Origin of the sequence: Catellatospora sp. NPDC049609 (genome assembly GCF_040675365.1) — a bacterium.
Classification (GTDB): domain Bacteria; phylum Actinomycetota; class Actinomycetes; order Mycobacteriales; family Micromonosporaceae; genus Catellatospora.
The window spans coordinates 1-22625 of sequence record NZ_JBFAOU010000096.1 but is presented as its reverse complement, the minus strand read 5'-3'; the positions used below and the strand labels follow the sequence as shown (position 1 = coordinate 22625).

The window sequence follows — 22625 nt, the reverse complement described above, 5'->3', positions numbered from 1 at the left end:
GCCGCCGCAGGCGGCCTGTCTGCTCTTGCTCCTGTCCGGGTCATGGCTGGTCACGCTCCTTTCGCAGCTGCGAGCACGCCGCTGCGCCATTGCAGGGCGAACGGCAGGCAGTTGGCGCAGTTCTGGTGGCGCAGCCCGTGGCCGGGCAGCACCTTCTTGCGTTTGCGGGCGTCGAACGACCAGGCCAGGGAATCGGCCGAGGTGAGCTTGTCGCCGTGGGCGATCAGGCCGAGGGTCTTGAACCCGAACCCGTGCAGGTGGCGCACGCCTCGGGCGTGCAGGGCGGTGATGATCTGCCCTGCCTCGCTGGTGGCTTGGCGTCGGCAGACCGACCCGAGTCCGACCAGCGGCAGGCTGGTCAGGTCCACGCCGATCAGCGAGTGGTAGAGGTCCACGCAGCGCAGGTAGGCGTCAACGGTGTCGCCCTGCACTACGGGGATGATCGGCAGGTCGGGGGCCAGGGTGCGCAGTTCGGCGTAGTTGAGTACGGTGCGGCGCTGGTGTTCGACTACCGACAGGCCGGTCCCGGCGAACCGCTGACCGGCGGCCACGCCGCCGTTGATGACGATCGGTTCGCACATCCAGTCCTGGGGCGCGGCCCACATGAGCTGGCCGATCTCGTCGCGGTAGCGGCGCAGCCGGGCCACGTACTCGACCGGCGTGACCGTCCACGTGCCGTACTTCTGCAACTCGGTGAACCCGCCGGAGTCCACGGCCCACGGCGCAGCTGCGCGCGGCAGCGTCTTGTAGACCCGCAACCTGCGGTCGCAGATGAACAGCGGCACCCCGGCCTTGCCCAGCCATCCGGGCTGGTGCGTGCCGAGCAGGAATCGCGCCTTCACCGGCCCGCCTCCTGCTGGTCAAGGCCGAACACGCGGCGCACGACCATCAGGGACGTGGCCATGAGGTGGCGGCAGGCCGCCTGCGCGGTGGTCTCGTCGTCGGGCAGGCCGAGAATGATGCGCAGTTCCATGTGGTCGCGGCCGGCACGGTCGCGATAGCGGGTCCCGACCATCCGCCCGCCCTCGATCTGCCACACCTCCGGTATCGAGGCGTGCTCACCGCCGGGCAGCCCGGCGGTGCAGTGGTGGGCGCGAGCACACCAGTCCGGGTGCCCGCCGACCTGCTCCCGGCGGGCCGGGCGCCCATCGGTCAGCGCGCGCCTCATGACGCACTCCGGCTGTCCAGCGCGACCGCGACCCGCCCGCCGAGGAACTGGGCGACGTTGGCGGACACGGCGTTGCCTGCCTGCATGGTCTGTTCGGAGACGTTGCCGCGTACCTGGTAGCTGTCGGGGAACCGCTGGGCGCGCAGCTGCTCGCGGGGCTTGAGCATCCGGAAGTAGCAATCCTCGACCTGCACGGCCGGGCGCAGCAGCGCGCCCGAATCGTGGGTGGCCATGGTGTGCAGTGGCGCGTCGGTGCTGGTCGGGCGGTTGCCCCGCCGGTAGGGGATGACCAGGGCGTGATGCCCGCCCCCAGCGGCCATGGTCTGGAACGGCTGGCCTACGTGGTGGGCGGTGCCGTGGTTGCGCAGTACCGCGACGAACGGCTCCGGGGCGACCAGGGCGTGGTTGCTGCCCGAGGTCATGAGCGCGGCCAGGGGCTGTTCGGCGGGGTCGGTGTTGCGGGGCCGTCCGGAGCGCAGCAGCGTCAGGAACGGCGCGGGGGTGACGACGGCCTCGGACTCGCGGGTCAGCCTGGTGCGCATCGGGACATCGACCGGCCATGCCTGGTCGCCCTGGCGGCGCCCGCCGGCTGGGACGAGCATCGGCGGTGTGGCGAACCCCTCGCCGATCTTCAGAGTGCGGGTCGGCAGCGGCCCGCCGTCGATCGGCAGGGCGCGGCTGTCGCTGTCGCCGTGGTTGACCGTGATCAGCGTCTGCCGGTCGGCGAACATGTCCAGCCCGTGCCGGATACGCGCGACGGTGGCCGCCGCGAGGGGCCGGGCCTTGTCGCCGATGCGCTCGCCGACATCGGTCCAGTCGATGGCCGCGCGGGCGGGCATCACGTACGGCTCCACCAGCCCCTGACCGCAGGCGGTGTTGGGGCAGACGTAGACGTACTGCTCGCGGTAGGCGCCGATGCGGCCGAAGCGGCGGACCTTCGGGGTGTCCTTCCACGCCTGCACCGTGTGCACGTCGGCCCCGCAGGGCTCGCACCAGGCGAGGGGGCGGGGCGTCACGTCGGGCAGCGGGATGCCGGTGCGGGTGAACACCAGGTACATGCGGTCGCGCCACTGCGGCGCGTAAGGGTTGCCGTCCCCGCCGATGTGGGCCGAGGACGCGCACACGGTCTGCTGGTGGTAGCCGAGCTGGCGCATCCCGGCGCACCACCACTCGAACAGCTCCCACTTCCACGCGACTTCGGGCACGTTCTCGACCAGCACGGCCGAATACCGGTGGACCTCGGTGGCGCGGATGACGTCGTGGAACGTCGCGCGGGTGCGCTCGAACCCGGCCTGTGCGACGTGGCCGCCCTGCTCGAACATGTCGAGCTGGCCGCGCGGGCGCGGCTTGGCCTTGGTCGCCTTGGACGATCCGCCGGCCGGGCTGGCTTCGGTGCAGATCGGCGACGCCCACAGGATGTCGGTGGTGGGCAGGGCGCGCATGTCGTAGTTGTTCACGTCGGCGCACAGGTGCTCGGCGCCGGGGAAGTTCGCGGCGTGGGTGTCGATGGCGGTGCGCCAGTGGTTGGCGGCCAGCTTCAGCTCCAGCCCGGCGGCGGTCAGCCCGATCGAGCTGCCGCCCGCGCCGCAGAAGATGTCGGTGAAGGTCAGGCTCATCGCGTCGTCTCCCTGGTCTTGGCGCGCGCGGCGGCGTCGGCCTGGGCGCGGGCGTCGTGGACGGTGTTGTAGAGGCGCCGGCCGACCCGCAGCCGCAGCCCGGACCCCTTGCAGCGGCGGCAGAACGTGACTCTGCGTAGAAGGATGGTGCGGCGGCTTCCGGTGCCGGAGCAGGCGCGGCAGCGCCCGAACGGCAAGATCCAGCACAGCAAGACATAGACGATCATTGCGGCTGTTGCGGTGAGGGTAGCGATCAGTTCCGGTGTCATCAGGGGCCTCCCCAGGCCGTTTCGAGCCCTGTTTTCGGCATGGCGCTACCCGCTACCTGGTCAAAGACTTCGCAGGCAGGGGTTTGTGTAGGGGTAGCGGCACGGGTAGCGCTGCCGCTACCTTCATCCGTGCCGCTACCCGTGCCGCTACCGGCTGTCGGCCGCGTCGCCCGCCTCGCGCTGGGCGAGGATCTCGGCGACGACAGCGCGCCGGTAGCCCCGGTGATTGATCCCGCCGATCTTCACGGACTGTGACGGAACGTTGAGGTTGCGGGCCATGTCCGACAGCGCCTCGGCCGTGATGGACGGGTAGGCGTTGGGCCATCGCTCGGCCAGCGCCGGAGCGGCCACCGACCAGTGCTGGCCGTTGTCGGCCGACACGTCGAGCAGGTCGGCGAGCAGGTCACGCGGGGTCGGCAGGTCGCTGCCGGCCGGGCGGCGGCCACCGCGCAGCGCGATGGCGCGGGCGATGATCGCTGCGGCCTGCTCGGGGGTCGGGTACTGCGACAGCACCGACACCGGAGACGGCCCACCGGTCATCACGCCCCAGCCCGCGTCGTCCACGGGCTTGTAGACGGTGCCGGTGATGCCCCGCTTGTAGGCGCCGGTGCCGAGGATCATGTCGTTCTCGACCTGGCCCTGAACGCTGAGGCACCAGCGGTTGGTGACGCAGCGGGTGATGTTGGGCGGCAGGCTGGTCTTGTCCGGGATCTGGGTGAGCAGCACGACGATGATGCCCAGCGCCCGCGCCCGCTTGATCAGCCGCTCTGCCGCGTCGGCGGCGTCCTTGTCGGCGGCGAACAGCTCGTGGGCCTCGTCGATGAGGATCACGATCGGGTGCAGCCCCGAGCCGGGCTTGCGCGCCAGCTCGGGCGTGACCTTGCCCTCGGGTGCCAACCCGGCCTGCTTGGCGGCCAGGATGCGCTTACCGCGCCGCTCGGCCTCCGCCAGCGCCCACGCGAGGATGGCCCCGCCCTGCCGGATCGCCTCGTCGTCCACGCCGACGACGTAGGTGGAGCACAGGGGCTCGAAGTCGAGGAAGTCACCCGTGCCCTTGAACTCGGCAATCTTGAACTCCACCGTGGGATCGAGCGACCACATCAGCGCCAGGGACCGCCCGGCGTAGCTCTTGCCCGAGCCGGGCTGCCCGCCGACCAGGAACGACCGAGCGAACCCGGAGGTCTTGACCGGCCGCTGCCGCTCGTCGGACCCGAACTCTTCGGGGCGGAACACGCTGGTGATGGCGTTGTCTGCGAGGAGCGCCCACCGGGGTTTGCCCATCTTCGACGCGGGCTGGTAGCCGATCCACAGGTCGAGCTGCCCGGCGTGCTCCGGTCCGGGAGCGGGCCAGACCTGGTCGATGGGCAGCCGCAGCGCCGACGACAGCGCCGCCCGCTTCTCGATCACCTTCACCGCCTCCACACCCAGCGGCAGGTTGACCCTGGCCAGCCAGCCCGGTCCGTCGCGGTGGATCGGTGTCGGGAACTCCAACTGGCCGGGGTCGGTCAAGCCCTGTGCCTTGACTGCGACCAGCGCCGCCCGGACCTGCTCAGCGGTCAGGCGGGTGAACTTGGGGGTGTTGGTGACGCGGTCGGTGATCGGCCGGTCGGCGGGCTTGCCCGCCTGCGCGGCCAGCAGCGCAGCACCCGCAGCTGCGGCGTACCAGCCGATCGGCGGGACCGCGCCGGACAGCTCCAGCACGGCCGCGCCGACGCACGCGGCGATGCCGGCCGCGCCGAGCAGCATCCACCGCGGCTTGGCCTCCTTGGACCGGGTGCGGTTCAAGGCCTGCCAGGTGTAGGCGTCGGCCTTGCTGGCCGCGTGCTGGCGCAGCTCCCAGTTGCCCTCCTCCGCGCTGGCCCAGCGCAGCACCCGCCGCGTCAGCCGAAACACCCCGCGCGGCGCGTAGGCCGCGACCTTGAGCCCGTACAGCGGGGAGCGCAGCGCGTGGAACGCGGTGAAATAGCCCACGTCGTTGGCCAGGGCGCGGACGGTGGCGCGGCGGGTGTCGGCCGACATCATCCACGCGGGCACCAGCGGCACCCGCCGCTGGCCGCTGGTCACGTCCTTCCACGTGACCGTCATCGCCTCGCCCTCCGGCTCATCCACGGGCGCGCCCTGGTCGGGCCGGTAAACGGCGTAGGACTCGGCGTCCACCGGCGCGGCCTGGCCGGGGACGGTGGTGGCGGGGTTGGTGGGCTCGTCGTCGTCGCTGAACACGATCGGGGTCAGTGCCATCGCTTGCTACCTCCGTTCGACATCGATCAGGGCATTGATCAGGCGTTCGTGAAGCTGGGTGAGCAGGCGGGCGCGCGGCATCGTTGGCTGCTCGGCCTGCTCCCGCATCAGCGCCTCAGCGGCGCCGACGGCGTTGCGCAGCGCGCCCAGCCGCTCCCGCAGCCAGGCAACCCAGGTGTTGAGCTGGGCGATGACGGCGGCCTGCCGGGAGATCTCGGCGAGCAGCACCGGGCACTGCCCGCACGGCTGCTCACTCATCGGGCACCACCTTTGGGCAGGTCATACTGGGTTGCTCCCATCCGAGGGGTAGGCGGGACACGGCCGGAACCTGGCAGGGCAGGCCGTGTCCCGCGAAAGGGTCAGCTACTGGCGTCGCCGGGGTCGGCGTCCGCGCTGTTCATGTCGTGCAGCCGCGCCATGCGCTCCTGCACGACATGGGCAGCGATCCGGGTGGTGATGTAGGCGGCCAGGACGAGTACGCCCAGCCCGCCGGTGATCCAGCCGGGTGCCCCGGCCACCCACGCGACCACGACCGCGACCGCGGTCAGGCCGGTGGCGGTCATGCCGCCGTGGTGGACGTTGGCGGCGCGCTCGGCACGCAGCGCCGCCGCTTGCCACGGGCTGGGGTTGTCGATGTGCACGTGCGGTCCCTCCCTCTGCCGCCCGGATGGCGGCCACCACACGCGCCGAGCAGCCTCGCTCGGCGCGTCGGGAAGCGGCCACGACTGGCGCGGGGTGCATGGCCAGGGGCGGAAGCTGCCCACCATGGCCGTGACCTGCGTAAGGCCTGTAGGGTCGTCGCCCGGCAGGCAGGGGGAACAGGTGCTGGACTTCATCGCGGGCATGATCGGCGGCTGGCTGGGCGCGAGCTGGAGCCAGCGCCGCGAACTGCGCCGCGCCCGCGCCCGGCAGGCCGCCCTTCTGGCAGGCGAACCGGTGCGGATCCCGTGCGCGATGAGGGACCTGGGCGCCGGGCAGACACAGTGGCGGCATGGCGACCTGCTGCTGGCGGCAGGCCGGGCCTGGTGGACACCGCCAGGGATGAGCAGCCGGAAGGTCACCCTTGGACCGGCGGGCCTGACGGTCACCGGCGACCGGCCGGTCACGGCGCAGGAAGGGTGGGGACTCAACCCTGCCTGCCGCGTGCTGTCGGTGCGCCTTGACGGCCGAGAAATGGAACTGGCCATCCCCGGCCATGATCTGACCACAGCCGCGCAGGTTCTACCGCTGGCAACAGTGGCGCACCCCGCATCAGGCACCGCGTGACCTGCCTGTGGTGTAACGCCTGGGCCGGCGCTACACCACAGGCATAGCTGATCAGAACGAGGGCTCCTCGTTGCCGCCGAAGTTGCCGCCGCTGGCCCACGGGTCGGGCTCACCAGCGGCGGCCGGCACACTGCCTCCAGCCCCGCTGTTGGTCCGCGACATCTTCTTGACCTGCGCGGTCGCGTAGCGCAGGCTCGCGCCGATGTCCTCCACGTCCAGCTGCATCGCCTGGCGGTTCTCGCCCTCCGGCGTGGTCCACCGGTTGAGCTTCAACCTGCCGGTCACCACGACGCGCGAGCCGCGTACCAGGGACTCGGCGATGTTCTCGGCCAGGTCGCGCCAGGCCGAGCAGTTCATGAACAGCGGGTCTCCGTCCTTCCACTGGTTGGTGGCCTTGTCGTACATGCGCGGCGTGCTGGCCACGGAGAACTTGCACAGCGCCGCTCCGGCGGGGGTGTACCGCAGCTCGGGGTCGGCGGTGAGGTTGCCGACCAGGGTCAGGGTGGTTTCGTTGGCCACGAGGGCACTCCTTCACACAGGCGTCGCGTTCAGTTGGGTGCGACGGGTCGGGCTGGTCGCCGGTCTGGCGGCCACCGCTCCCGGCCAGGGGCAGGTGTGCCCTGGCCGGGACGGCTGGCGGTCAGCGTCGGGGGAAGGACGGGACCGGAACTCCGCCCGGCCCCGACATCGGGGCGTTGGGCTCGGCCGCGTCGTGCGGCACGAGCCGGATGCGGTGCTGCTGGCTGACCTGCTCGGCGCGGTAGGCCAGCCAGGTCAGGTAGTCGTGCGCCCGCTCCAGGGCGTACTGCCGGTCGGCAAGCTCGTCGTCGAGCCGCCCGTCCATCCACGCGGCCAGCGCCCGCAGCTGCACGGCGAGGTCGTCGTCCGGGCGCATGTCGGGGTAGGTGTCGTCCGGGTGCTGGTAGTCGCCGCTGGTCACTGCTCGGCCTCCTGCTCCCGCTCGGGCTGGGGCTCCGGCTCGGCGAAGCACTGCGCTGCAGTGCAGGCGACCGCGCCCCGGTGCTGCGCCCAGCCCGCCGAGTAGGCGCGTCCGTCCGTGCTCGGCGGCTGGCCGGGTTCGGGGCGCTGGCAGGCCGGGACGTGGGCGGAGTGGCTGGTGACCTCCTCGCGCCCGTAGACGGTCTTGGTGGTCTTCCAGTGGTGGGAGCCGTAGCGGTGGGCCAGCGCACCGGGGGAAACGGGGCCGTCTGTGACGACCTCCCAGTGCGGCTTTAGCACGACGGGTGTGGTCATCGGCTGGTCACCGCGCTCAGGTCGAGGTTCATCTCGGCCAGGCTCGGCGCGCCCCGCCACGGCCGCGCGGCCGAGACGTACCCGTCGAACAGGCCGATCAGGAACGCCGTGCCGGCGCAGCCGATCGGACCCACGGAGTGGGCCAGCATCGGCCCGGCCTGGTCGAGCCAGTCGACGCCGACTGTCCAGCCGCCGACGATGTTGAGCAGCAGCGACGTGCCGAGGGCGGTCCATTCGATCGCGGTGGCGCGCCAGTCGGTGTCACCACCGGCCGAGCGCAGCACCGCCCGCCCGATGATGATCAGGCCGACGATCGCGATCAGCGCGGGCTCCATCGACCACGCTGCCCACCAGCCCGCCGACTCCGCCGACAGGCTCAGCAGCCGCGCGACCCCGGCCTGCACACCCGTGGTGGACCAGGCGGCGAACGCGGCCAGCACCGGGACACCGGCCAGGAGGGTGACCTGCCGGACGCGGGCCACGCGCAGCGCCCGCATCTCGGCAGAGCCCTGGATCTGCGCGCGAAGCCGCGCCCTGGTGCCCGACCGGGTGGCGCGCCGGTACAGGGCGGCCAGCGCCGCCGCGTCGGCGGCGTCGCGTGCCCGCTCCCGGCGGGCGAGCTTGGCCGCGCGTGCCTGCTCGCGCACGTCACCGAGCGCGATGCGATGCTCGGCGTCGGCCGCGCGGCGCGCCAGCTCGTCGTGGCGGGCGATGTCCAGCCGTGCGCGCTCGTCGTCCAGGCGCGCGGCCTGCGCCAGCACCGGGGACACCTCCGCGGGCACCACCGGCAGGGTCGGCTCAGGCACGGCCGCAGCGATCTTCGTAGGCGCTTCTACGTCAACCGCCGTCAGCGGCAACGCCTCAGGCATGATCGGCTCGGTCGGCGCGTCCGGCACCACCACAGGAGCGCTCGGCGCGGGCGGGGTCGGCGCGGGCTCGGCCACCGCCGGGGCGGCGGTGGTGCGCTCATCCGGGGCCGGGGCGGTCAGGGTCGCCAGCAGCGCCCTGGCCTTGTCCCCGCCGATGCTGAACCTCTTCATCGTGGCGCGGTGCGAAGGCGTCGCGCCCAGCTCGGCGGCCCATGTCTGGAAGTCGTCGACCAGGGCGGCGACGGACACGGGGTAGGCACTCGCAGGTGCGGTCATGATCGTCACTCCTTTCAGGGGGATGTCAGCGGCGGGCGCGTACGCGCTGCTCGGCCGCGAACACGGCGGCCTGGTCGCGCTCGGACAGCCCGGACAGCACGGCACGGTCGTGGCCGTGCCGCTCCAGGGCGCGCAGCAGCGCCACCGTCGCGGCGTCGCCGATCTGCTGGTCGGTGTAGGTGTCGGGCTTGCTCACCGCGCCACCCCCGCCCCGATCGGCGAGGGCACGGCGTAGCAGCCGTAGGCGTCGGCGATCCAGTCCAGCGGGCGCACGTTGCACCGCGACAGCCACCCGAACGGCGTCAGCAGCGCGTACATGCCGTCGTCGGTGCGCCGCCAGTAGTCACCGGCCATCCGGTCGCGCACCCACAGCGGACGGGCAAGGGTCGGCCTGCTCATCGCCGCACCTCCACGTCCCGCAGGGCGCGGGACAGGCGCTGCAGCGCAAGGAACTGCCGCCGGCGGGCGCGCTTCCAGTCCTCGGCGGGCTTGCCGTCATGGCTGCCGTCCGCGTAGGCGAACCCCAGCGCCATCGACGAACCGCCGTAGCGGATGGTCATGTCCACGATCGCGTCACGCAGTTGGTGGGCGCGCTCGCTCGCGTAGTACCTCACCGGGCACCCCCGGACAGCGGGTGGCGGCGCACGCAGGTGGCGTAGACGCGCACCTGCCCGGCCCGCCTGGTCCGGTACGGGTCGGAGACCTCGACCAGCGTCGTGGCCTCGTCCAGCACCGTGAGCAGGTTGGCCACGTCGGCGTAGCCGCCGATCAGCCGCAGCTGCACCGGGTGTCCGGGGTCGGCGGCGTCCAGGGCGGTGCGGTACATCGCATCGCGCTGCATGTCCCGCAGCCGGGCGGTCAGCGCGGCGGCCTGCTCGGCGGTCAGCTCACCGCGGTTGCGGCGCCGGGCGACCTCGCCGATCGCGCGGCCGATACGGGTGCGGGCCATCAGCGGGCCTCCCGCCGTGCCGCAGCTGCGCGGGAGCACACGAACCGGTAGCCCCGGTTGCGGCGGGCGCGGACCTCGGCCAGGCGGCGGCGCACCTCGGCGCGCTCCAGCTCGGTCAGCTCCAGCGCCTCACCGCGCATCGCGCGGCGTACCGCCACGTCGTCGATGTAGGACGGGTCAGGCTCGATGTCGAGGGGCAGGCCGCACTCGATCGCGAACAGCAGGTCATCGGTCAGCGCGGTCGCCCACGCCGAGCCGCACGCGACCCCGCCGAGCAGGTCGGCCGGGTCGATGTGGAGGTGGCCGGCACAGTGGCGAGCTGCCACACCGGCCAGGGGGTGATCGGGTGTCAGCCAGGCAGCGCCCGGCTCGTCGGCAGGTGCCGACGCGATAGCCTGAACAGGCATCGCTCTCTTCCCTTCAGCAGGTGGAGTGGTGCGAAAGGCCCCAGCGGGAGGCAAGCCCGCTGGGGCCGTCTTTGCGTGCCGCCACCCTGGCGGCCACCGCGAGAGCTGGGCAGCCCAGCCCCACGGAAGCTGTCAGCGCGCCGAGCGGCGAGCACGGGTGGAGCGGTGAGGGCAGCGGTCGTCGTTGGCGGGCTGCGACATCACACGACCGCAGCGGCACTCGCGCCACGCGGCCGACGAACGGATCGAGACACGAACACAGTCGGCGAGGGTCATCACAGCCACCTCTTCCTGATCAGATGCGAACAAGGACAGACGCCAGCCCGGGACGCGGCGACGATGCCGCGCCCCGGCGCAGGCCAGGCCCGGCCGCGTACGGCCGGGACGGTGCACAATCAGCGCTCGCTATCCGCTCGCTCGCCCCGCTCGCCCGGGATCTACCGGGGTCGGCCACCAGGTGGCTTAAGGCAGGGATGCCGCTACGGCCTCGCGTGCGCCTTTTCCTGTCGCTATGAACTTCATCAACAAACAAGCGGTCACCAGCAGATACAGGCGATGCCGGAGCCTTCCTGCACTACTGGGCCTGATTCGCAGAGTACAGACTCAGTCTGTACTCTGCAACGTGTTGGTTCGATGGACGGCGGGGCGTCCCTTGCGGTCGGTGCTTGCTGCCGATTACAGCTTCAGCCGGAAAAGCGGCTGCCCACAGAGGACTCGGGGGGACGGGGGCGGACTCCTATGCGGACTCGCGCTTGCCAAACTGCAACGATCTAGGCATGTTGATCTATCGGGGGGGGATTGATGCACGCAACGGAGATCGACGATTTGTGTAAGGCGCGCGGTTGGTCGCGCGCTCGTCTGATTCACGAGCTGCGGCGAGTCGCGCGCGAGCGCAAGGCAGAGCTGCCCGAGGACGACAGCCTGCGCCGGATGATCAGGCAGTGGGCTGCTGGCAACCGCGGGCTCTCCGACTTCTACGCAGAACTGATGGGAGCCGTGTTCGGAGCGGAGTTCACGACGGGTACGACGATCGCAGAAGTCCGCGAATCCCACACCGAGCCGGAATTGATCGACAGGCTCCGTACAGCCGCAACCGTCGACTCAGGCCTGATCCTGCTGTTGGAGCAGCAGACGGAGATGCTGAGAGTTTTGGACCGCAGGCTCGGAGCGGTTCACATGCTGAAGCAGTCGGAACAGCACCTGATTCAGGTATGCGACTTGCTAGGCCACAGCTTGCCCGGCCCCCACAGGGCCGCGCTCGGCGCGACGGCAGCGGAGGCAGCGGCCCTAGCCGGCTGGCAGGCGCTGGACCTCGGAGACGCGGCGCAGGCATGGAGGCATCACGAGACCGCGAAGAACGCCGCGCGGGAGTCGGGTGATCTCGCCGTCCTGGCTCACGTGACGGCGCAGCAGGCGTACGCGCTGCTCGACGCCGATCGAGTAGGGGAGGCGGTGCAGCTCATGCAGTACGCCCGCGAGTCGGCCGGCACCGCGATACCTGACCTGATGCGGTCGTGGCTCTGGGCGGCAGAGGCGGAGTCGCTGGCTGCGATGGGGGAGGGGTTGGCGTCGCGGCGGGCACTGGATGAGGCTGCGCGGCTCTTGCCAGCCCAGCCAGCGCGCGCGGAGCTGCCGTACATCATGCTGGACAGCACGCACCTTGGTCGTTGGCGTGGCCACTGCCTTGCTCGATTGGGATCGATGGACGCGATCGAGGAGCTCACCGCATCGCTAAACTCCCTCGATCCGACGTTCACAAGAGCGGCGGCAGGGCACCACACCGATTTAGCGCTGGCGTACTCGGTCCGAGGCGACCATCACGAGGCGCGCGAGCAGGCGCGCAAGGCGCAAGCACTGGCCAACCGCACGGCGTCGGTTCGGCAGAAGCAGCGCATTGCCCGCCTGCTCAGCAGCGGCCTCAGTTGACGTGCGTCGTGTCGCCGGCCGCCGCGCCCGGACCGCTCATGGCGAGGACGTGCAGCAGGGCGACCAAGGTGCCGGAGTTGCTGACCTGGCCCGTGCGGATCAGCTCCGGCACCTCAGCGAGCGGGACCCACTGCATGCGTTCCATCTCGGTCGTCTCGGTCGGCTCGCCGATCCGCTCCGCGCCCCGGCCGAGGAAGACGTGGTGGGGGCAGTTCACCATGCCGATCATCGGCTCAAATGTCACGAGGTGTTCCAGCGACCGGGGCCGGTATCCCGTCTCCTCCTCGATCTCGCGAGCTGCCGTCGCGGCGGGCTCCTCGCCCTGGTCGATGAGACCGCCGGGAAGTTCCCAGTTCCACAGGTCGGGGACGAACCGGTGACGCCACAACAGCAGCACGTGCGTCTGCTCGTCGTTCAGCAGGGCGGTCATCGCTGCCGCCGGCATCCAGACAGTGTGATGTTCGAAGCGCTGGCCGTCCGGCAGCTCGACGTCCGTCATGTTCAGCCGGATCCACTCGCTCTGGTAAACGTTCCGGCTCCCGTGCACGACCCAGCGAGTGTTGGCTTCCTGGCGTTCGGCTTCCACAACTACCCCTAAGCCTCGTCGTCGCTCAGTGTTGGGCGTCCGCCCACGCCTGGACGGGGTCGTGCTTCATGCCAGGCGACGATGCGGGCCGGACGCCACATGTGCGTGCGCCCCACAGTCATGTCAGGTTCCGGCATCTGGTTACGTGCACGGTATGCGCTGATGGTTCCGACGCGAACGCCTAGGTATGCGGCCACGTCGCTGGTAGTCCACCAATCTGCTGCTGTGTCAGGCTGCGTCGTCACGGGATCATTCTGCCCTAGACGCTTAGCCGGCCAAGCGGCCGCCGTGGTCGTAGCGAAGTCGGCTTCCAGAGCGCGATTGTGCGAGGCAGCGAGGTTGCGAAATAAATCTACATGCCCGATCGCTCGTCAAATTCGATCCAGTCCACCATCGAAACGTAATCACTGATGCTTACATAGTGGTCTGGTAGTAAATCATTAAAGGCGCGCAGCATGGCGAACCCCAAGTCGGGCTCTACGGCAGCGATGTAGCACGCCCAGCCGCGGAGGCGATGGGGCAGCATGTCGTCGCGCTCGCCGCCGAACTCCGTCATGTAGGTGTCATACCCGAGCTTCTTAATAATGTGGAACGTCGCCCGCATGCGCCGTTTAGTGGCACGAGGGATACGCGGCCGATCGGCAGTTCCTACATATAACCCTGTCACGTACTGGCGTCCGCCGCGACGCATAAAAGCGGTCTTTTGTGCGTTTACGGACCAGCCGGAGCTATCGAGAATTCGCTCTATGTCAGACAGGTGTCGGTCGTGCACGTCACCGGAGAAGGTCAGATCGTCCACGTACCGGGTGAAGGACAAACCTTCAGCGTCAGCATATTCTGCAAGAATGCGGTCGGTATCTTGAAAGGCAAGATTAGATAGGAACGGCGATGTACTGAGCCCAATCGGCAGCTTGCCGGCGATAGTCACCACGCTTGCAGCTAGGGCTGCCGCCTTCTCGTCATATCCCTGCTGCTGAAGTAATGTTTTCAACCGCAACGAGCTAATTGAAGGAAAGAAGTCTTCCAAGTCGACTCGTAAAACACATTTCTTGTTTAGGTGCGCGGATGCGTTGGTAAGTGTCGAGCGCCCCTGGACGAATCCGTGAACGTGCGTGGGTGCGCTGTACTCCAAAACTGTTGAGAAGGATCGGTGAAGGTTTTTTGTAACGTAATCCAGCGCCGCCTTCGGCTTAATAATTTCTCGCAACCCTCCGCGCCTTTTGCGGAACGAATGTGCGGTAAATAATTGTCCTACACCAGTTGGAAGACGCTCTGCGAGTTCCTGAAGCACGTCGGTGGAGATCCCTGCATGCTGCGCGAGATCTTCACTTGAAAACGACACCACGTGACCACCAGCTCCGCAATGTAAGAGAGTAGGGTCGCACTCCCTGTCCAAGAACTATTGAGCAACGCACGCGAACTCGCGCACCTAGTTGACCGCGACCCTACCCGCGGGGGAGGATACCACACCCTCAATGAAGGGGCATCTTTCTGCTCGAAATTAGGCCATGCTCCAGCGAATAAAGAACCGAAATATACGGTTCGACTTCCCGGAAAGCGCGATACTTCCGATTTGCTGGATCCGTAGTGCGGTCAGCACTTATCCACCTACTTACGGCCAGCATGATGTAGTCAATGATCGCCATCGACATCGCTTGAGTTTTTGTCGCCATGACTACCTGTAAGCGAGGCAAAGGGACGTTCCTTCCGAGCTTAGCGAGTGCTCGACGCGTCGCTTTGGGCGGAAGCTGGTCAACCAGATGCTTCAGACTATTATTCTCCTCGACAAGGCAAACCAGTTCGGGCCGATTCCTGTGCCTTAGAAGTAGGTCGCCAAGCAGGGTCTCGTACATGAATTCGAGTTGTTCGAGTTCCGTGGCTCCTGCCCGACTGGTGCTTCTATCGGTGAGCACGAGGTACGCCCTAAATGACAAGTCATTCATTAGCTCAAGGAAAGGACCAGAAATCTCAAGCGGATCATTTGACGCATGGAAGCCCTGCTTACGAAAGTCTTCAAAGCTACGGAGTCCGACTAGACTCTGGCGCGCAGATAAGCGCCGGTGTAACTCCTGGACGCGGCGCTCGATGTCGTCTGAGTCCGCGTCGGTTTCAACGGCCCCGACAATAAGTGGCAGCGACGGCTTGCTGTTCCCCGACTCGTCCATATATAGCTTCATCGTTCCCCATCCCTGGCATCCGCTTGAAAGCTCATTCGTGCCGATGCCGCCGCTTGTGAGCCCGTGAGAGCGTCCAGAGCACACGCTAACTGGTGAGGTACTAGCGCGTGAAGCCGCTGCCACAGTAGTTGGGAAGCGGAGGGCCGGGCGGACCACGCCGTGCATCTGAGTCCTGCGCCTGCCCCCAATGGCGTTCAATCACACCTGCATCCGGGCGTGACGTGCGTAGATGCTTGATCACCTGTCCCGTGGGTCAAGGGTGCTGGGTCGCGGCGCTGGCCAGGTGTCTGCCGCATGTAGGCGAAGGCGCTACCCTGGCGCCGTGAATGTCCAGCAGAAAACCTTGATGGCAGAGCTCGAACGCCGTGTGGCTTCAGCAGGATTGCGATGCGTTGATACATCGGGTTTGCAGGACAAATCCGCTTTTGGCGTTTCATTGCCAAGACTAGGCGGAGGTGCGCCGCGCGTCGTGGCGGTGTCGCTGGCCACCGTGTCTGCATACTTGACTGCAGGGTTGGAGAACTGGACCTTTGTTGGTGACTACTTGGGCGTGGAGAACTCCAAATCATCTGAAATTGAACTCGCTATCGTTACTACTTCGATAGCTGACCTGCGAAAATTGCTACAACTTTGCGGACACCAAGAACTTGCCGGCGCTCGAATCCGCACCAGATTCTCGCCAGGCCAAGAAGTCTCGTTCAGGCCGCTGCCTAATTCCGATCTGCGCATCCGGATTGCATCGACAACTCCAGCTCTCGAACTTGCCGCTGACAGCGACGGAGTTCCCAATATTCGGTCGGTTGGCGCGAGTCTGTTCATCTCGGGTCTTGGGCCTGAACCGGATCAAGCGCGGAGGCTAATCCGTATTCAGTCCGTGATTGATGCAGTCCTGTTTGACCTGAGCGTCGTCAATCGGATTTCGGTCGAGGTGCGACCGTATCCTCGTTATATAACGCTTTTTGCCGAAGCACATGACGTCGGTCCGGAACCAACTGTGCCGAAGCTTACTTACTCAACCGATGCAGTGTCACTCTTTAGATACGCTCAGTATGCCGAGAAGCTCCCGCTGCTGAGATTTCTCGCGTTCTATCAGGTACTGGAGTACTTCTTTCCTCAGTATTCCGAACGTGACATGTTGACGCGGCTCCGGCATATTGTTGCCGATCCATTGTTCAATGTCGACGACAACTCCCATTTGGCGAGGTTGTGGGAGGCCAGCCGTGGTAAACATGCTCTCTCAGAGAAAGAGCAGCTGAAATCAACGATACGCCACTGCGTGGATGAAGACCAATTGCGGGACTTTCTCAAATCTGATCCAGCGCGACTGCAGTTTTTGACCGCTAAGAACAGTCCACTCAAGGCGGTGGACAAGCTTGTGATGAACGATCACGATAGAACTCTTCCGGTCACCGATCAGATCGCCAACCGCGTCTATCAAATTCGTTGTCGCATCGTGCACTCGAAAGGTAGCGGGGGCGACCTTAGCGATTCCGACGCCTTGCTGCCATTCGGCTCCGAGGCTAATCACCTTGAGCACGATATAGAGATTGCAAGGTTCGTTGCGCAAAAGGTGCTAATCACCAGTGCGAAGCGAACCTATTGGAAATGAATGTCCGGGCAACGCGTGTGAAGAAAATCGTTGAGAGCGAGGTCCGGCGATGGGCTACCACTTTCATCTGCCAGCAGTACAGGCCGACCGATCGTTAAGCATTGGTCCCGCGACACTACTTCCAGCAGGTCAGCTGCAACTGGACGTCGAGCGCCAGATTGACGCATGGCCGGCTAGGAACGACGGCCAGCAGGCACTGCACGATGAGATTTTGGCACTTGCAAAGTCGTGGGCCGCGGATGCAACGCTAGAAGTGACGGCATCGGATCACGGCGAGGCCAACCGCCTTGCTGACGAGGCCATGGCTATTCTCCGCCTATTCGTGCGTTCGAAGAGCTTCACCGAAATGCCGAAGATCGCCCGAACTGGCGAGATCATTAACAGCAGCAGGCAGACGATCAATATCGAGCCAGGGGAGGCCATCGGCGCTAGATGGCAGCGCATAGATGGGCACCTCCCGTTTCGATTTTCGGAACAACTAATTCTCGATCTTCAGAAAGATCAGCGCCTGGACCTACTCGGGCGACAAATGTTGTTGCCGTTAGAGCAGCGAAGCCATCTTGGACAACGTGCCATCACGGCTCTCACAGTTCTGGATCTCAGTTACAGGTCGCTAGAGCCGACGGTCCAAGTACTCGGTGCGGCGATCGCAGTCGAGACCATGTTCTCCAGCAACAGCGGGGGCAGTCATTCGGCACAGGCACTTCCCATCGCGAGGCGCGTGGCCTACCTCAGTTGTCGAGCCGAATGCGGACGAACTAACCCGGCGTGCCCTTATATTCAGGTTAAAAAGGCAAATGACCTCCAGGCTCAGCTGCTAGCTGCTGCAGGTCGAGGTGACGCGTGGCTGTGCACTGCCTTCGTTGATGTAGCGGCTCCGCGCGAAATCGCTAATGCCCTGGCGGATTTACCTCTCTTCGCTGCACGCAACGAGATCGCCCACATGGGCAGAACCACCCTCGACACTAAGCGACTCAGGTCGCTACGGTGGCTTGCAGACGAGATTGTGATGATGGGTCTTTCCTGGCTGGCGGACCGTCCTGACGAGGCCACTATTGCTGACCTCGATGCGGAGATCGACGAGAAGTGCTGAGCGTCGACTGTCTATCCAGTGAGCCCGCTGCGTTCGGTTGAAGACGCTTGCCGAATTTCGAGTCGCGGTTATCCCAACACGTCGGCCGCGAGGGGACCAGCCGGGGACCACACGTCGTGTGCTCTCGTGCGTTGCCCTGCTTCTAAAAGGCGGCCGCTAGCGATGCATACCGGGTGTGACGTGCGTAGACGGTTGGTCACCCGTCCTGGGGGTCAAGGGGTCGTCGGTTCGAATCCGGCCAGCCCGACAGTGTGTAAGACCTGGTAGAAGCCCGTTTCCGGAGTTCCGGAAACGGGCTTCGATGTTCTTCGAGACACGGTCTTTTACACGTACGAGCGTACGGTTTTGACTAACCGCGCCCACCGAACTGGCTGCGTCTGAACTGGCCAAGGCCTCTTTGATCTTGGTTGTGGCGTGACGCATCTTGGGCGACAACCTCAGCTGCCCTGGTGGGCAGAGGGAATGGCCACGGAAGTCTTCATGATCATGTCCGCGGGACACGTCGTTGGCCCAGTCCGGCGATGATCAGGACGTCGGTCGTTTGTAGATGGTGGCGACACGCGCGGGACACATGCTCACGCCGTAACCGCAGGTCTTCGATGCCACACCAGCTTGGAGGAGAGGTGTCGCCGGCCTAGACCGAGGTTCCTAGGATGCGTAGGCGTTGTGGTCCAGGCCTTTGGTAAGACAGCTCGTTATCCGTGGCTATCAACACCTCGGGAACCCGTGGTGTGTGCAGAACCGCCGGCCGAGGTCGAGTACACCGCTCGTGGACACCTTGACCCACGCCCCAGGGCGGCGAAGACGCCGCGAGGGAGTCCGACGGCGGCATAGCCGACCAGGCGACGGTCTGCACGGCCGGGCCGGGAGGGTTTGCCCTGTGAGCGGGCGACCGGCTGTCAGGAGATCAAGACGCCGCTGCGAAGGCGAGCTCATTCGCTGTGAGGCGACGAAGTAGCATCCGAGTTATTGCGATCTCCTCTTGGGTGAGTCCCGACGCGTCACCGATTGTCGTCGGCACGCAACGAATGCGTTCCCGAAGTGCTTCACCCTTCGCCGTGAGTGCGACTTCGACAACACGTTCGTCCTCGCCTCGACGTCGACGCGTGATAAGCCCGTTGGTCTCCATCCGCTTGATCAACGGTGTCAAGGTGCCGTACTCCAACTGAAGCGCGGAAATGAGGTCCTTCACAGCGACGCTCTTGCGCTCCCAGAGAACCAGCATCACGAGATACTGGGGATATGTCAGCCCTACTGGCTCGAGGAGAACCCGATAGGCGCTGGTCACCGCGCGCGAGGCGGCGTATAGCGCGAAACAGAACTGGTCGTCAAGCCGCATTGAGGCATAGTCGGGCTCATTCGAGCGTATTGGTGACTGTGTCACGTGACCTCCTGCGTCCGTGTCTGGCTCGACTGACGGTGCTGGCAACTGGCTCACGTGGCCTCGCTTCTGTCGCGATTCACCGCACCAACTAACTTTACCACGGTTTACTCTTGCACAAGTTAATCGGTCGGCCACGCCAGGCCCGCTGCTGACCGGCGGTCGCGGCGTTGCGACGCGGTCGGGCAAAACAGCTCGCCGACATTGCCACGTGTCACGCCCGGCAGCACGGCCTCTCGGTCCCCCGCACAGTCACGGATGACGCTACGGCACCCGGCTGGTTGTGCTTGACGATCTCGACCGAGCCGGGGCGACGGTGAACTTGGATGAACTGGTCAGCAGCGGTGCGGCGGTCTGGCGACCATCAGCACCACGATTCTGCGCGGGCCGGGTGCCAGTCCGCCCGCGAAGAATTAGCGGACCTGCTCGCCGACACGTCGTCCGGACAGTGGCCGATCACGACCGAGGTGGTCTTTGGCGCGTTTTGCCGCGTACAACTCCTCATCGGCGCGCCGGAGAGTCGTCTCCACGTCCTCCGACCGCCGCAGGGTCACCCCGACGCTGATGGTCCGGCCGCCGTCGGCTACCGCAGCCGCTATCCGTTCCGCGACCTGTACAGCCTCGTCCCTGCCGGCCACGTTCAGTACCGCGACGAACTCGTCACCGCCGACGCGGAACACCTCGTCGCCCTCGCGCAACGCCAGGCGGATGGCGTCGGCCACCTCGGTGAGTGCACGGTCTCCGGCGTCATGGCCCCACGTGTCGTTGATGGCCTTGAAGTTGTCGATGTCCATCGCGAGCACGGCCGTGGACGACGGAGCGCCGGAGGCCAGTTGTCGAGCCAGTGGGCGTCGGTGGCGCAGGCCGGTGAGCGGGTCGGAGTCGGCCAGAGTCTGCAGTGTGTGCTGCGTGGACATGCGCTCGTAGGATGCGACGGCGTTGATCATCAGGAGTTCCAGTATGACCGCGGTGTCCGGCAGTGGCTGAACCGTGAGCTCGTCCATGATCAGCGTGACGGCGTCGAAGTCGGGATGCCGCGTATTCACCGGCAGAGTCGCAGTGACCAGGGTGCGCACGCCGACGTCGGCGAGTGGTTCGAAACCGTCGGTGTCGGCGACGCCTACCTCGCCCCGGGAGTACGCGGCCTGCTGGCGAGCCGCGGCATCCATCAACGCGGACAGGCTCTCCGGCGGAAGGGCGCCGATGGCGTCGACGAGTCGCCGTGACCCCGACCCGCAGTGGTCCGCCAGGACGGCGAGCGGCGGAGCGCCGCCGACGAGGTCGTTGGCCCTGCGGATGAGCGTCACTGCGCATCGCAGCCCGGACAGGTCGACCGCCGCGCGGCAGAAGCGTTTTGCCAGCTCCGTGAGGTCGTTGGCGGTGGCGATGCTCAAGGTGTGGCTGAGCAGCCACTGGGGCGGGCTCGGCTCGGACGGGCCACCCAGCTGGTGGATACGTGCGCCCAGGAGCACGCCGATCCTCGTCAGCGCTGACTCCCAGTCTCTGAGGTCGGTCAGCACGAGGTCGAACTCGACCATGATGACGCCGATCACGGTATCGCGCGTGCCGCGCACTGGAGCACAGATCATTGAGCCGGCTGGTCGGCCTGCGGGCGGATCGGTGCGGTCGTCGGCAGGGGTGCGACGCGTGACGGTGTGTCCCGTGGTCAGTACCCGCCCGGCCATGCCGTAGTTGATGCGCACTGTCCGCGGCGCGTGCCAGACCCCGCTACTCGCGCCGAGGTGCAGGTAGCTGGTGTTGGTCAGTAGAACATCCACCGAGGCACCCGTGTGGGTGCTGACAGCGTCGACCACCGCGTTGCACGTTCGGTAGACGGATTCGCAGGAGCGTATGGACTGGGCGACCTCATCGACGAGTCCTAGTGCTGCGGTCACTTCGGCGGTCCTCCTTCTCAAGAGCCGGGCACAACGTCAGAAGTGTCCGCGCCCGGCCGACTGCTGGCTGGTGTACTCGGACAGCAGTGCGGGCTCGTCGATGGCGCCCTCGTCGACAAGTTCGAGAAAGGCGTTGACCGCGCGGGGATCGAACTGCGTGCTCCGTCCCGTCTCCAGCTCTTCGCGCGCTTTGCCGACCCCGAGCGCCCGGGCATACGGGCGGTCAACGCGCATCGTGGCCCAGGCGTCGCACACCGCGATGATCCGTGCCTCGATCGGGATGTCGGCACCGGCCAGGCCGCGCGGATAACCGGTCCCGTCATACCGCTCATGGTGTGCCGCGACCAGCGGGGCCAGATCCGGCCGGTTCATCTCGACGAGCAGCCGGGCACCCTCGTCCGGGTGGCGGCGCATCTCGACCCACTCGTCGGCGGTGAGCCGGCCGGGCTTGGCCAGCAGCGACTCGTCAACGCAAATCTTGCCCACGTCATGCAGGCGTCCAGCGGCCGCCGTGCGCAGCTGCGTCCGGCGATCAAGACCCAGTCGCGCGGCGGTCTGCTCGGCCCACCGGGCGACGGCGGTGCTGTGCTCGCGTTCCCCCAGGATGGCGTCGATCTTGTCGGCCATCCAGACCAGGTCCTGTGAGGGTGTGTCTTCGGGGTCGACCGGTGTCGCGGGCTCGGTCCGCGCCGATGCCGGGTTCGGTTCGAGCGTCTCGCCCGGCAACACCTCGCACCGTTCCGCGGTGTTCCCTCCCGCCTGGAGAGCTGGCACTTCGATGCACACCAGTGCCATGACGGCCGAATGGTCGCCATGCGTGTGGGGGAGCGTCGCACTGCGGCGGGATTGCCCAACCAGGACCATTGCACCGTCGATGCCGCCGAGGAGCCTTTGCACGTGCGCCGCAGTTGAAGCCGTTTCCCAGCTCCAGTTCGCGGGAGCCACCGGACAGCCCTCTTGCCGCAGACGGTCGACCGCTTCGCTCAAAGTGGACGACTCGGCGAACACCATCACGACTGCCGGCTGCACTACCTTGCCCATGGCTTCCTCCTCGGGGAGTGTGCGGGAGCTCGCCTAGCGGCCCCGCCTCAATGGCAAAAACCTAGCCCACGTAATCCTCGTGTACAAGGTAATTGGTCTGATTTCGGGTGATTGATATGAACTCGGGATGGGCTGCCACCCTGGTCGACGCCGCGTCAAGTCGCGGCTCGACCGGCGATCGGTCGCGGCTCGACCGGCGATCGCTTGGGTTCGCGGGCTCGGTCAGGCGGGCCGTGTAGCCTGCCCCGCGGCTGTGGCGCTCGACCGCACAGAAGGTGTCGTCAACGTGGACGAGATCTGTCGCCTCCCGATGGCCGGAAGTCGGCGCTGGTCAGCTCGGTGAGCGAATCGTCCGGCTTCGGAGAACTTGGGTATTTCATCCACCTGCATTCCCTTTGGCTCCGTGTCTACGGCCGCTCAGTCGTCAAGCTGCTGGGTCGACCTTCACTTAGCGTTCCGCATACGGAACGATAGCACGTGGGCGAGATATTCCTTCGATGCAAGGCGACCGGCCCGCCGGCTGTCGAATGGCGATCAAGCGCGATGGCGGGAGTTCGTCCTGGGTGCGGGTCCACCCACCCACCCACCCCGGACCGCCAGGTGCT

General features: G+C 66.9%; 26 protein-coding genes. 4 read left to right on the top strand and 22 right to left on the bottom strand.

The features are described 5' to 3' along the window. Positions 1-50: 50 nt before the first annotated feature. The 7 genes from AB0J67_RS24425 to AB0J67_RS24395 form a co-directional block, all read right to left on the bottom strand. On the bottom strand, positions 51-842 hold the full coding sequence (locus AB0J67_RS24425; RefSeq protein WP_363485756.1) for a hypothetical protein: 792 nt from the start codon (positions 840-842) through the stop codon (positions 51-53). Continuing rightward, positions 839-1168, bottom strand: coding sequence for a hypothetical protein (locus AB0J67_RS24420; protein WP_363485755.1), 330 nt, complete (start codon positions 1166-1168; stop codon positions 839-841). The genes AB0J67_RS24425 and AB0J67_RS24420 overlap by 4 nt, the downstream gene beginning before the upstream one ends. Beyond that, positions 1165-2784 (bottom strand): DNA cytosine methyltransferase, encoded by a 1620-nt coding sequence (locus tag AB0J67_RS24415; protein WP_363485754.1) that lies wholly within the window; start codon positions 2782-2784, stop codon positions 1165-1167. The genes AB0J67_RS24420 and AB0J67_RS24415 overlap by 4 nt, the downstream gene beginning before the upstream one ends. Further along, the gene (locus AB0J67_RS24410; protein WP_363485753.1) at positions 2781-3053 is read right to left on the bottom strand and encodes a hypothetical protein; all 273 of its coding nucleotides are present in this window, start codon (positions 3051-3053) and stop codon (positions 2781-2783) included. Before AB0J67_RS24410 ends, AB0J67_RS24415 begins: the two co-directional genes overlap by 4 nt. 147 nt (positions 3054-3200) lie before the next feature. Further along, positions 3201-5291: a cell division protein FtsK gene (locus AB0J67_RS24405; protein WP_363485752.1), complete on the bottom strand. Its 2091-nt coding sequence runs from the start codon at positions 5289-5291 to the stop codon at positions 3201-3203. A 6-nt stretch (positions 5292-5297) separates the two neighbouring features. After that, positions 5298-5549 carry a hypothetical protein gene (locus AB0J67_RS24400; RefSeq protein ID WP_363485751.1) on the bottom strand — a complete coding sequence of 84 codons (252 nt, stop codon included), beginning with the start codon at positions 5547-5549 and terminating at the stop codon, positions 5298-5300. A 101-nt stretch (positions 5550-5650) separates the two neighbouring features. Beyond that, entirely contained in the window at positions 5651-5932 is a 282-nt protein-coding gene (locus AB0J67_RS24395) for a hypothetical protein (protein WP_363485750.1), read from the bottom strand. Between the two features lie 181 nt (positions 5933-6113). On the opposite strand from AB0J67_RS24395, the gene AB0J67_RS24390 reads away from it, so the two are divergent. Beyond that, positions 6114-6557, top strand: a complete 444-nt coding sequence (locus tag AB0J67_RS24390) for a hypothetical protein (protein WP_363485749.1) — start codon at positions 6114-6116, stop codon at positions 6555-6557. Between the two features lie 51 nt (positions 6558-6608). Here the strand turns inward: AB0J67_RS24390 and AB0J67_RS24385 are convergent, their stop codons facing one another. The 9 genes from AB0J67_RS24385 to AB0J67_RS24345 form a co-directional block, all read right to left on the bottom strand. Continuing rightward, positions 6609-7076 (bottom strand): single-stranded DNA-binding protein, encoded by a 468-nt coding sequence (locus AB0J67_RS24385; RefSeq protein ID WP_363485748.1) that lies wholly within the window; start codon positions 7074-7076, stop codon positions 6609-6611. Positions 7077-7197: 121 nt separating this feature from the next. Then, complete coding sequence (locus AB0J67_RS24380; RefSeq protein ID WP_363485747.1) at positions 7198-7497, bottom strand: hypothetical protein; 300 nt, start codon at positions 7495-7497, stop codon at positions 7198-7200. After that, positions 7494-7811 carry a hypothetical protein gene (locus tag AB0J67_RS24375; protein WP_363485746.1) on the bottom strand — a complete coding sequence of 106 codons (318 nt, stop codon included), beginning with the start codon at positions 7809-7811 and terminating at the stop codon, positions 7494-7496. Before AB0J67_RS24375 ends, AB0J67_RS24380 begins: the two co-directional genes overlap by 4 nt. Further along, entirely contained in the window at positions 7808-8956 is a 1149-nt protein-coding gene (locus AB0J67_RS24370) for a hypothetical protein (RefSeq protein ID WP_363485745.1), read from the bottom strand. The genes AB0J67_RS24375 and AB0J67_RS24370 overlap by 4 nt, the downstream gene beginning before the upstream one ends. A gap of 25 nt (positions 8957-8981) precedes the next feature. Next, positions 8982-9152, bottom strand: coding sequence for a hypothetical protein (locus AB0J67_RS24365; protein ID WP_363485744.1), 171 nt, complete (start codon positions 9150-9152; stop codon positions 8982-8984). Beyond that, positions 9149-9355: a hypothetical protein gene (locus AB0J67_RS24360; RefSeq protein WP_363485743.1), complete on the bottom strand. Its 207-nt coding sequence runs from the start codon at positions 9353-9355 to the stop codon at positions 9149-9151. Before AB0J67_RS24360 ends, AB0J67_RS24365 begins: the two co-directional genes overlap by 4 nt. After that, positions 9352-9570: a hypothetical protein gene (locus tag AB0J67_RS24355; RefSeq protein WP_363485742.1), complete on the bottom strand. Its 219-nt coding sequence runs from the start codon at positions 9568-9570 to the stop codon at positions 9352-9354. Before AB0J67_RS24355 ends, AB0J67_RS24360 begins: the two co-directional genes overlap by 4 nt. Further along, positions 9567-9905 carry a hypothetical protein gene (locus AB0J67_RS24350; RefSeq protein WP_363485741.1) on the bottom strand — a complete coding sequence of 113 codons (339 nt, stop codon included), beginning with the start codon at positions 9903-9905 and terminating at the stop codon, positions 9567-9569. The genes AB0J67_RS24355 and AB0J67_RS24350 overlap by 4 nt, the downstream gene beginning before the upstream one ends. Then, positions 9905-10312: a hypothetical protein gene (locus tag AB0J67_RS24345; RefSeq protein WP_363485740.1), complete on the bottom strand. Its 408-nt coding sequence runs from the start codon at positions 10310-10312 to the stop codon at positions 9905-9907. The genes AB0J67_RS24350 and AB0J67_RS24345 overlap by 1 nt, the downstream gene beginning before the upstream one ends. Before the next feature lie 801 nt (positions 10313-11113). Here AB0J67_RS24345 and AB0J67_RS24340 point away from each other — a divergent pair. After that, complete coding sequence (locus AB0J67_RS24340; protein ID WP_363485739.1) at positions 11114-12238, top strand: XRE family transcriptional regulator; 1125 nt, start codon at positions 11114-11116, stop codon at positions 12236-12238. Here AB0J67_RS24340 and AB0J67_RS24335 read toward each other — a convergent pair. The 3 genes from AB0J67_RS24335 to AB0J67_RS24325 form a co-directional block, all read right to left on the bottom strand. Beyond that, complete coding sequence (locus AB0J67_RS24335; protein WP_363485738.1) at positions 12231-12824, bottom strand: NUDIX hydrolase; 594 nt, start codon at positions 12822-12824, stop codon at positions 12231-12233. The two genes, AB0J67_RS24340 and AB0J67_RS24335, sit on opposite strands and share 8 nt — an antisense overlap. A gap of 352 nt (positions 12825-13176) precedes the next feature. Then, a complete protein-coding gene (locus tag AB0J67_RS24330) occupies positions 13177-14169 on the bottom strand; it encodes a reverse transcriptase family protein (RefSeq protein WP_363485737.1) in 993 nt (330 codons plus the stop codon). Positions 14170-14296: 127 nt separating this feature from the next. Next, positions 14297-14989, bottom strand: a complete 693-nt coding sequence (locus tag AB0J67_RS24325; RefSeq protein WP_363485736.1) for a hypothetical protein — start codon at positions 14987-14989, stop codon at positions 14297-14299. 334 nt (positions 14990-15323) lie between these two features. Here AB0J67_RS24325 and AB0J67_RS24320 point away from each other — a divergent pair, with 334 nt between their 5' ends. Next, entirely contained in the window at positions 15324-16610 is a 1287-nt protein-coding gene (locus AB0J67_RS24320) for a hypothetical protein (RefSeq protein WP_363485735.1), read from the top strand. 49 nt (positions 16611-16659) lie between these two features. Next, positions 16660-17703 carry a hypothetical protein gene (locus tag AB0J67_RS24315; protein WP_363485734.1) on the top strand — a complete coding sequence of 348 codons (1044 nt, stop codon included), beginning with the start codon at positions 16660-16662 and terminating at the stop codon, positions 17701-17703. Positions 17704-18610: 907 nt separating this feature from the next. On the opposite strand, the gene AB0J67_RS24310 is transcribed toward AB0J67_RS24315, so the two are convergent. The 3 genes from AB0J67_RS24310 to AB0J67_RS24300 all read right to left on the bottom strand — a co-directional run bounded on the left by AB0J67_RS24310 (position 18611) and on the right by AB0J67_RS24300 (position 22020). Continuing rightward, positions 18611-19042 carry a MarR family transcriptional regulator gene (locus AB0J67_RS24310; RefSeq protein WP_363485733.1) on the bottom strand — a complete coding sequence of 144 codons (432 nt, stop codon included), beginning with the start codon at positions 19040-19042 and terminating at the stop codon, positions 18611-18613. Positions 19043-19497: 455 nt separating this feature from the next. Then, the gene (locus tag AB0J67_RS24305; protein WP_363485732.1) at positions 19498-20979 is read right to left on the bottom strand and encodes a GGDEF domain-containing protein; all 1482 of its coding nucleotides are present in this window, start codon (positions 20977-20979) and stop codon (positions 19498-19500) included. Positions 20980-21015: 36 nt separating this feature from the next. Then, entirely contained in the window at positions 21016-22020 is a 1005-nt protein-coding gene (locus AB0J67_RS24300; RefSeq protein WP_363485731.1) for an HD-GYP domain-containing protein, read from the bottom strand. Positions 22021-22625: the final 605 nt, after the last annotated feature.

Coding starts and splice junctions, on each gene's coding strand:
- AB0J67_RS24420 (WP_363485755.1), bottom strand. CDS start 1,168: ATGAGGCGCGCGCTGACCGATGGGCGCCCGGCCCGCCGGGAGCAGGTC.
- AB0J67_RS24325 (WP_363485736.1), bottom strand. CDS start 14,989: ATGGACGAGTCGGGGAACAGCAAGCCGTCGCTGCCACTTATTGTCGGG.
- AB0J67_RS24410 (WP_363485753.1), bottom strand. CDS start 3,053: ATGACACCGGAACTGATCGCTACCCTCACCGCAACAGCCGCAATGATC.
- AB0J67_RS24370 (WP_363485745.1), bottom strand. CDS start 8,956: ATGACCGCACCTGCGAGTGCCTACCCCGTGTCCGTCGCCGCCCTGGTC.
- AB0J67_RS24360 (WP_363485743.1), bottom strand. CDS start 9,355: ATGAGCAGGCCGACCCTTGCCCGTCCGCTGTGGGTGCGCGACCGGATG.
- AB0J67_RS24315 (WP_363485734.1), top strand. CDS start 16,660: ATGGGCTACCACTTTCATCTGCCAGCAGTACAGGCCGACCGATCGTTA.
- AB0J67_RS24375 (WP_363485746.1), bottom strand. CDS start 7,811: ATGACCACACCCGTCGTGCTAAAGCCGCACTGGGAGGTCGTCACAGAC.
- AB0J67_RS24400 (WP_363485751.1), bottom strand. CDS start 5,549: ATGAGTGAGCAGCCGTGCGGGCAGTGCCCGGTGCTGCTCGCCGAGATC.
- AB0J67_RS24405 (WP_363485752.1), bottom strand. CDS start 5,291: ATGGCACTGACCCCGATCGTGTTCAGCGACGACGACGAGCCCACCAAC.
- AB0J67_RS24300 (WP_363485731.1), bottom strand. CDS start 22,020: ATGGGCAAGGTAGTGCAGCCGGCAGTCGTGATGGTGTTCGCCGAGTCG.
- AB0J67_RS24340 (WP_363485739.1), top strand. CDS start 11,114: ATGCACGCAACGGAGATCGACGATTTGTGTAAGGCGCGCGGTTGGTCG.
- AB0J67_RS24345 (WP_363485740.1), bottom strand. CDS start 10,312: ATGCCTGTTCAGGCTATCGCGTCGGCACCTGCCGACGAGCCGGGCGCT.
- AB0J67_RS24350 (WP_363485741.1), bottom strand. CDS start 9,905: ATGGCCCGCACCCGTATCGGCCGCGCGATCGGCGAGGTCGCCCGGCGC.
- AB0J67_RS24415 (WP_363485754.1), bottom strand. CDS start 2,784: ATGAGCCTGACCTTCACCGACATCTTCTGCGGCGCGGGCGGCAGCTCG.
- AB0J67_RS24310 (WP_363485733.1), bottom strand. CDS start 19,042: ATGCGGCTTGACGACCAGTTCTGTTTCGCGCTATACGCCGCCTCGCGC.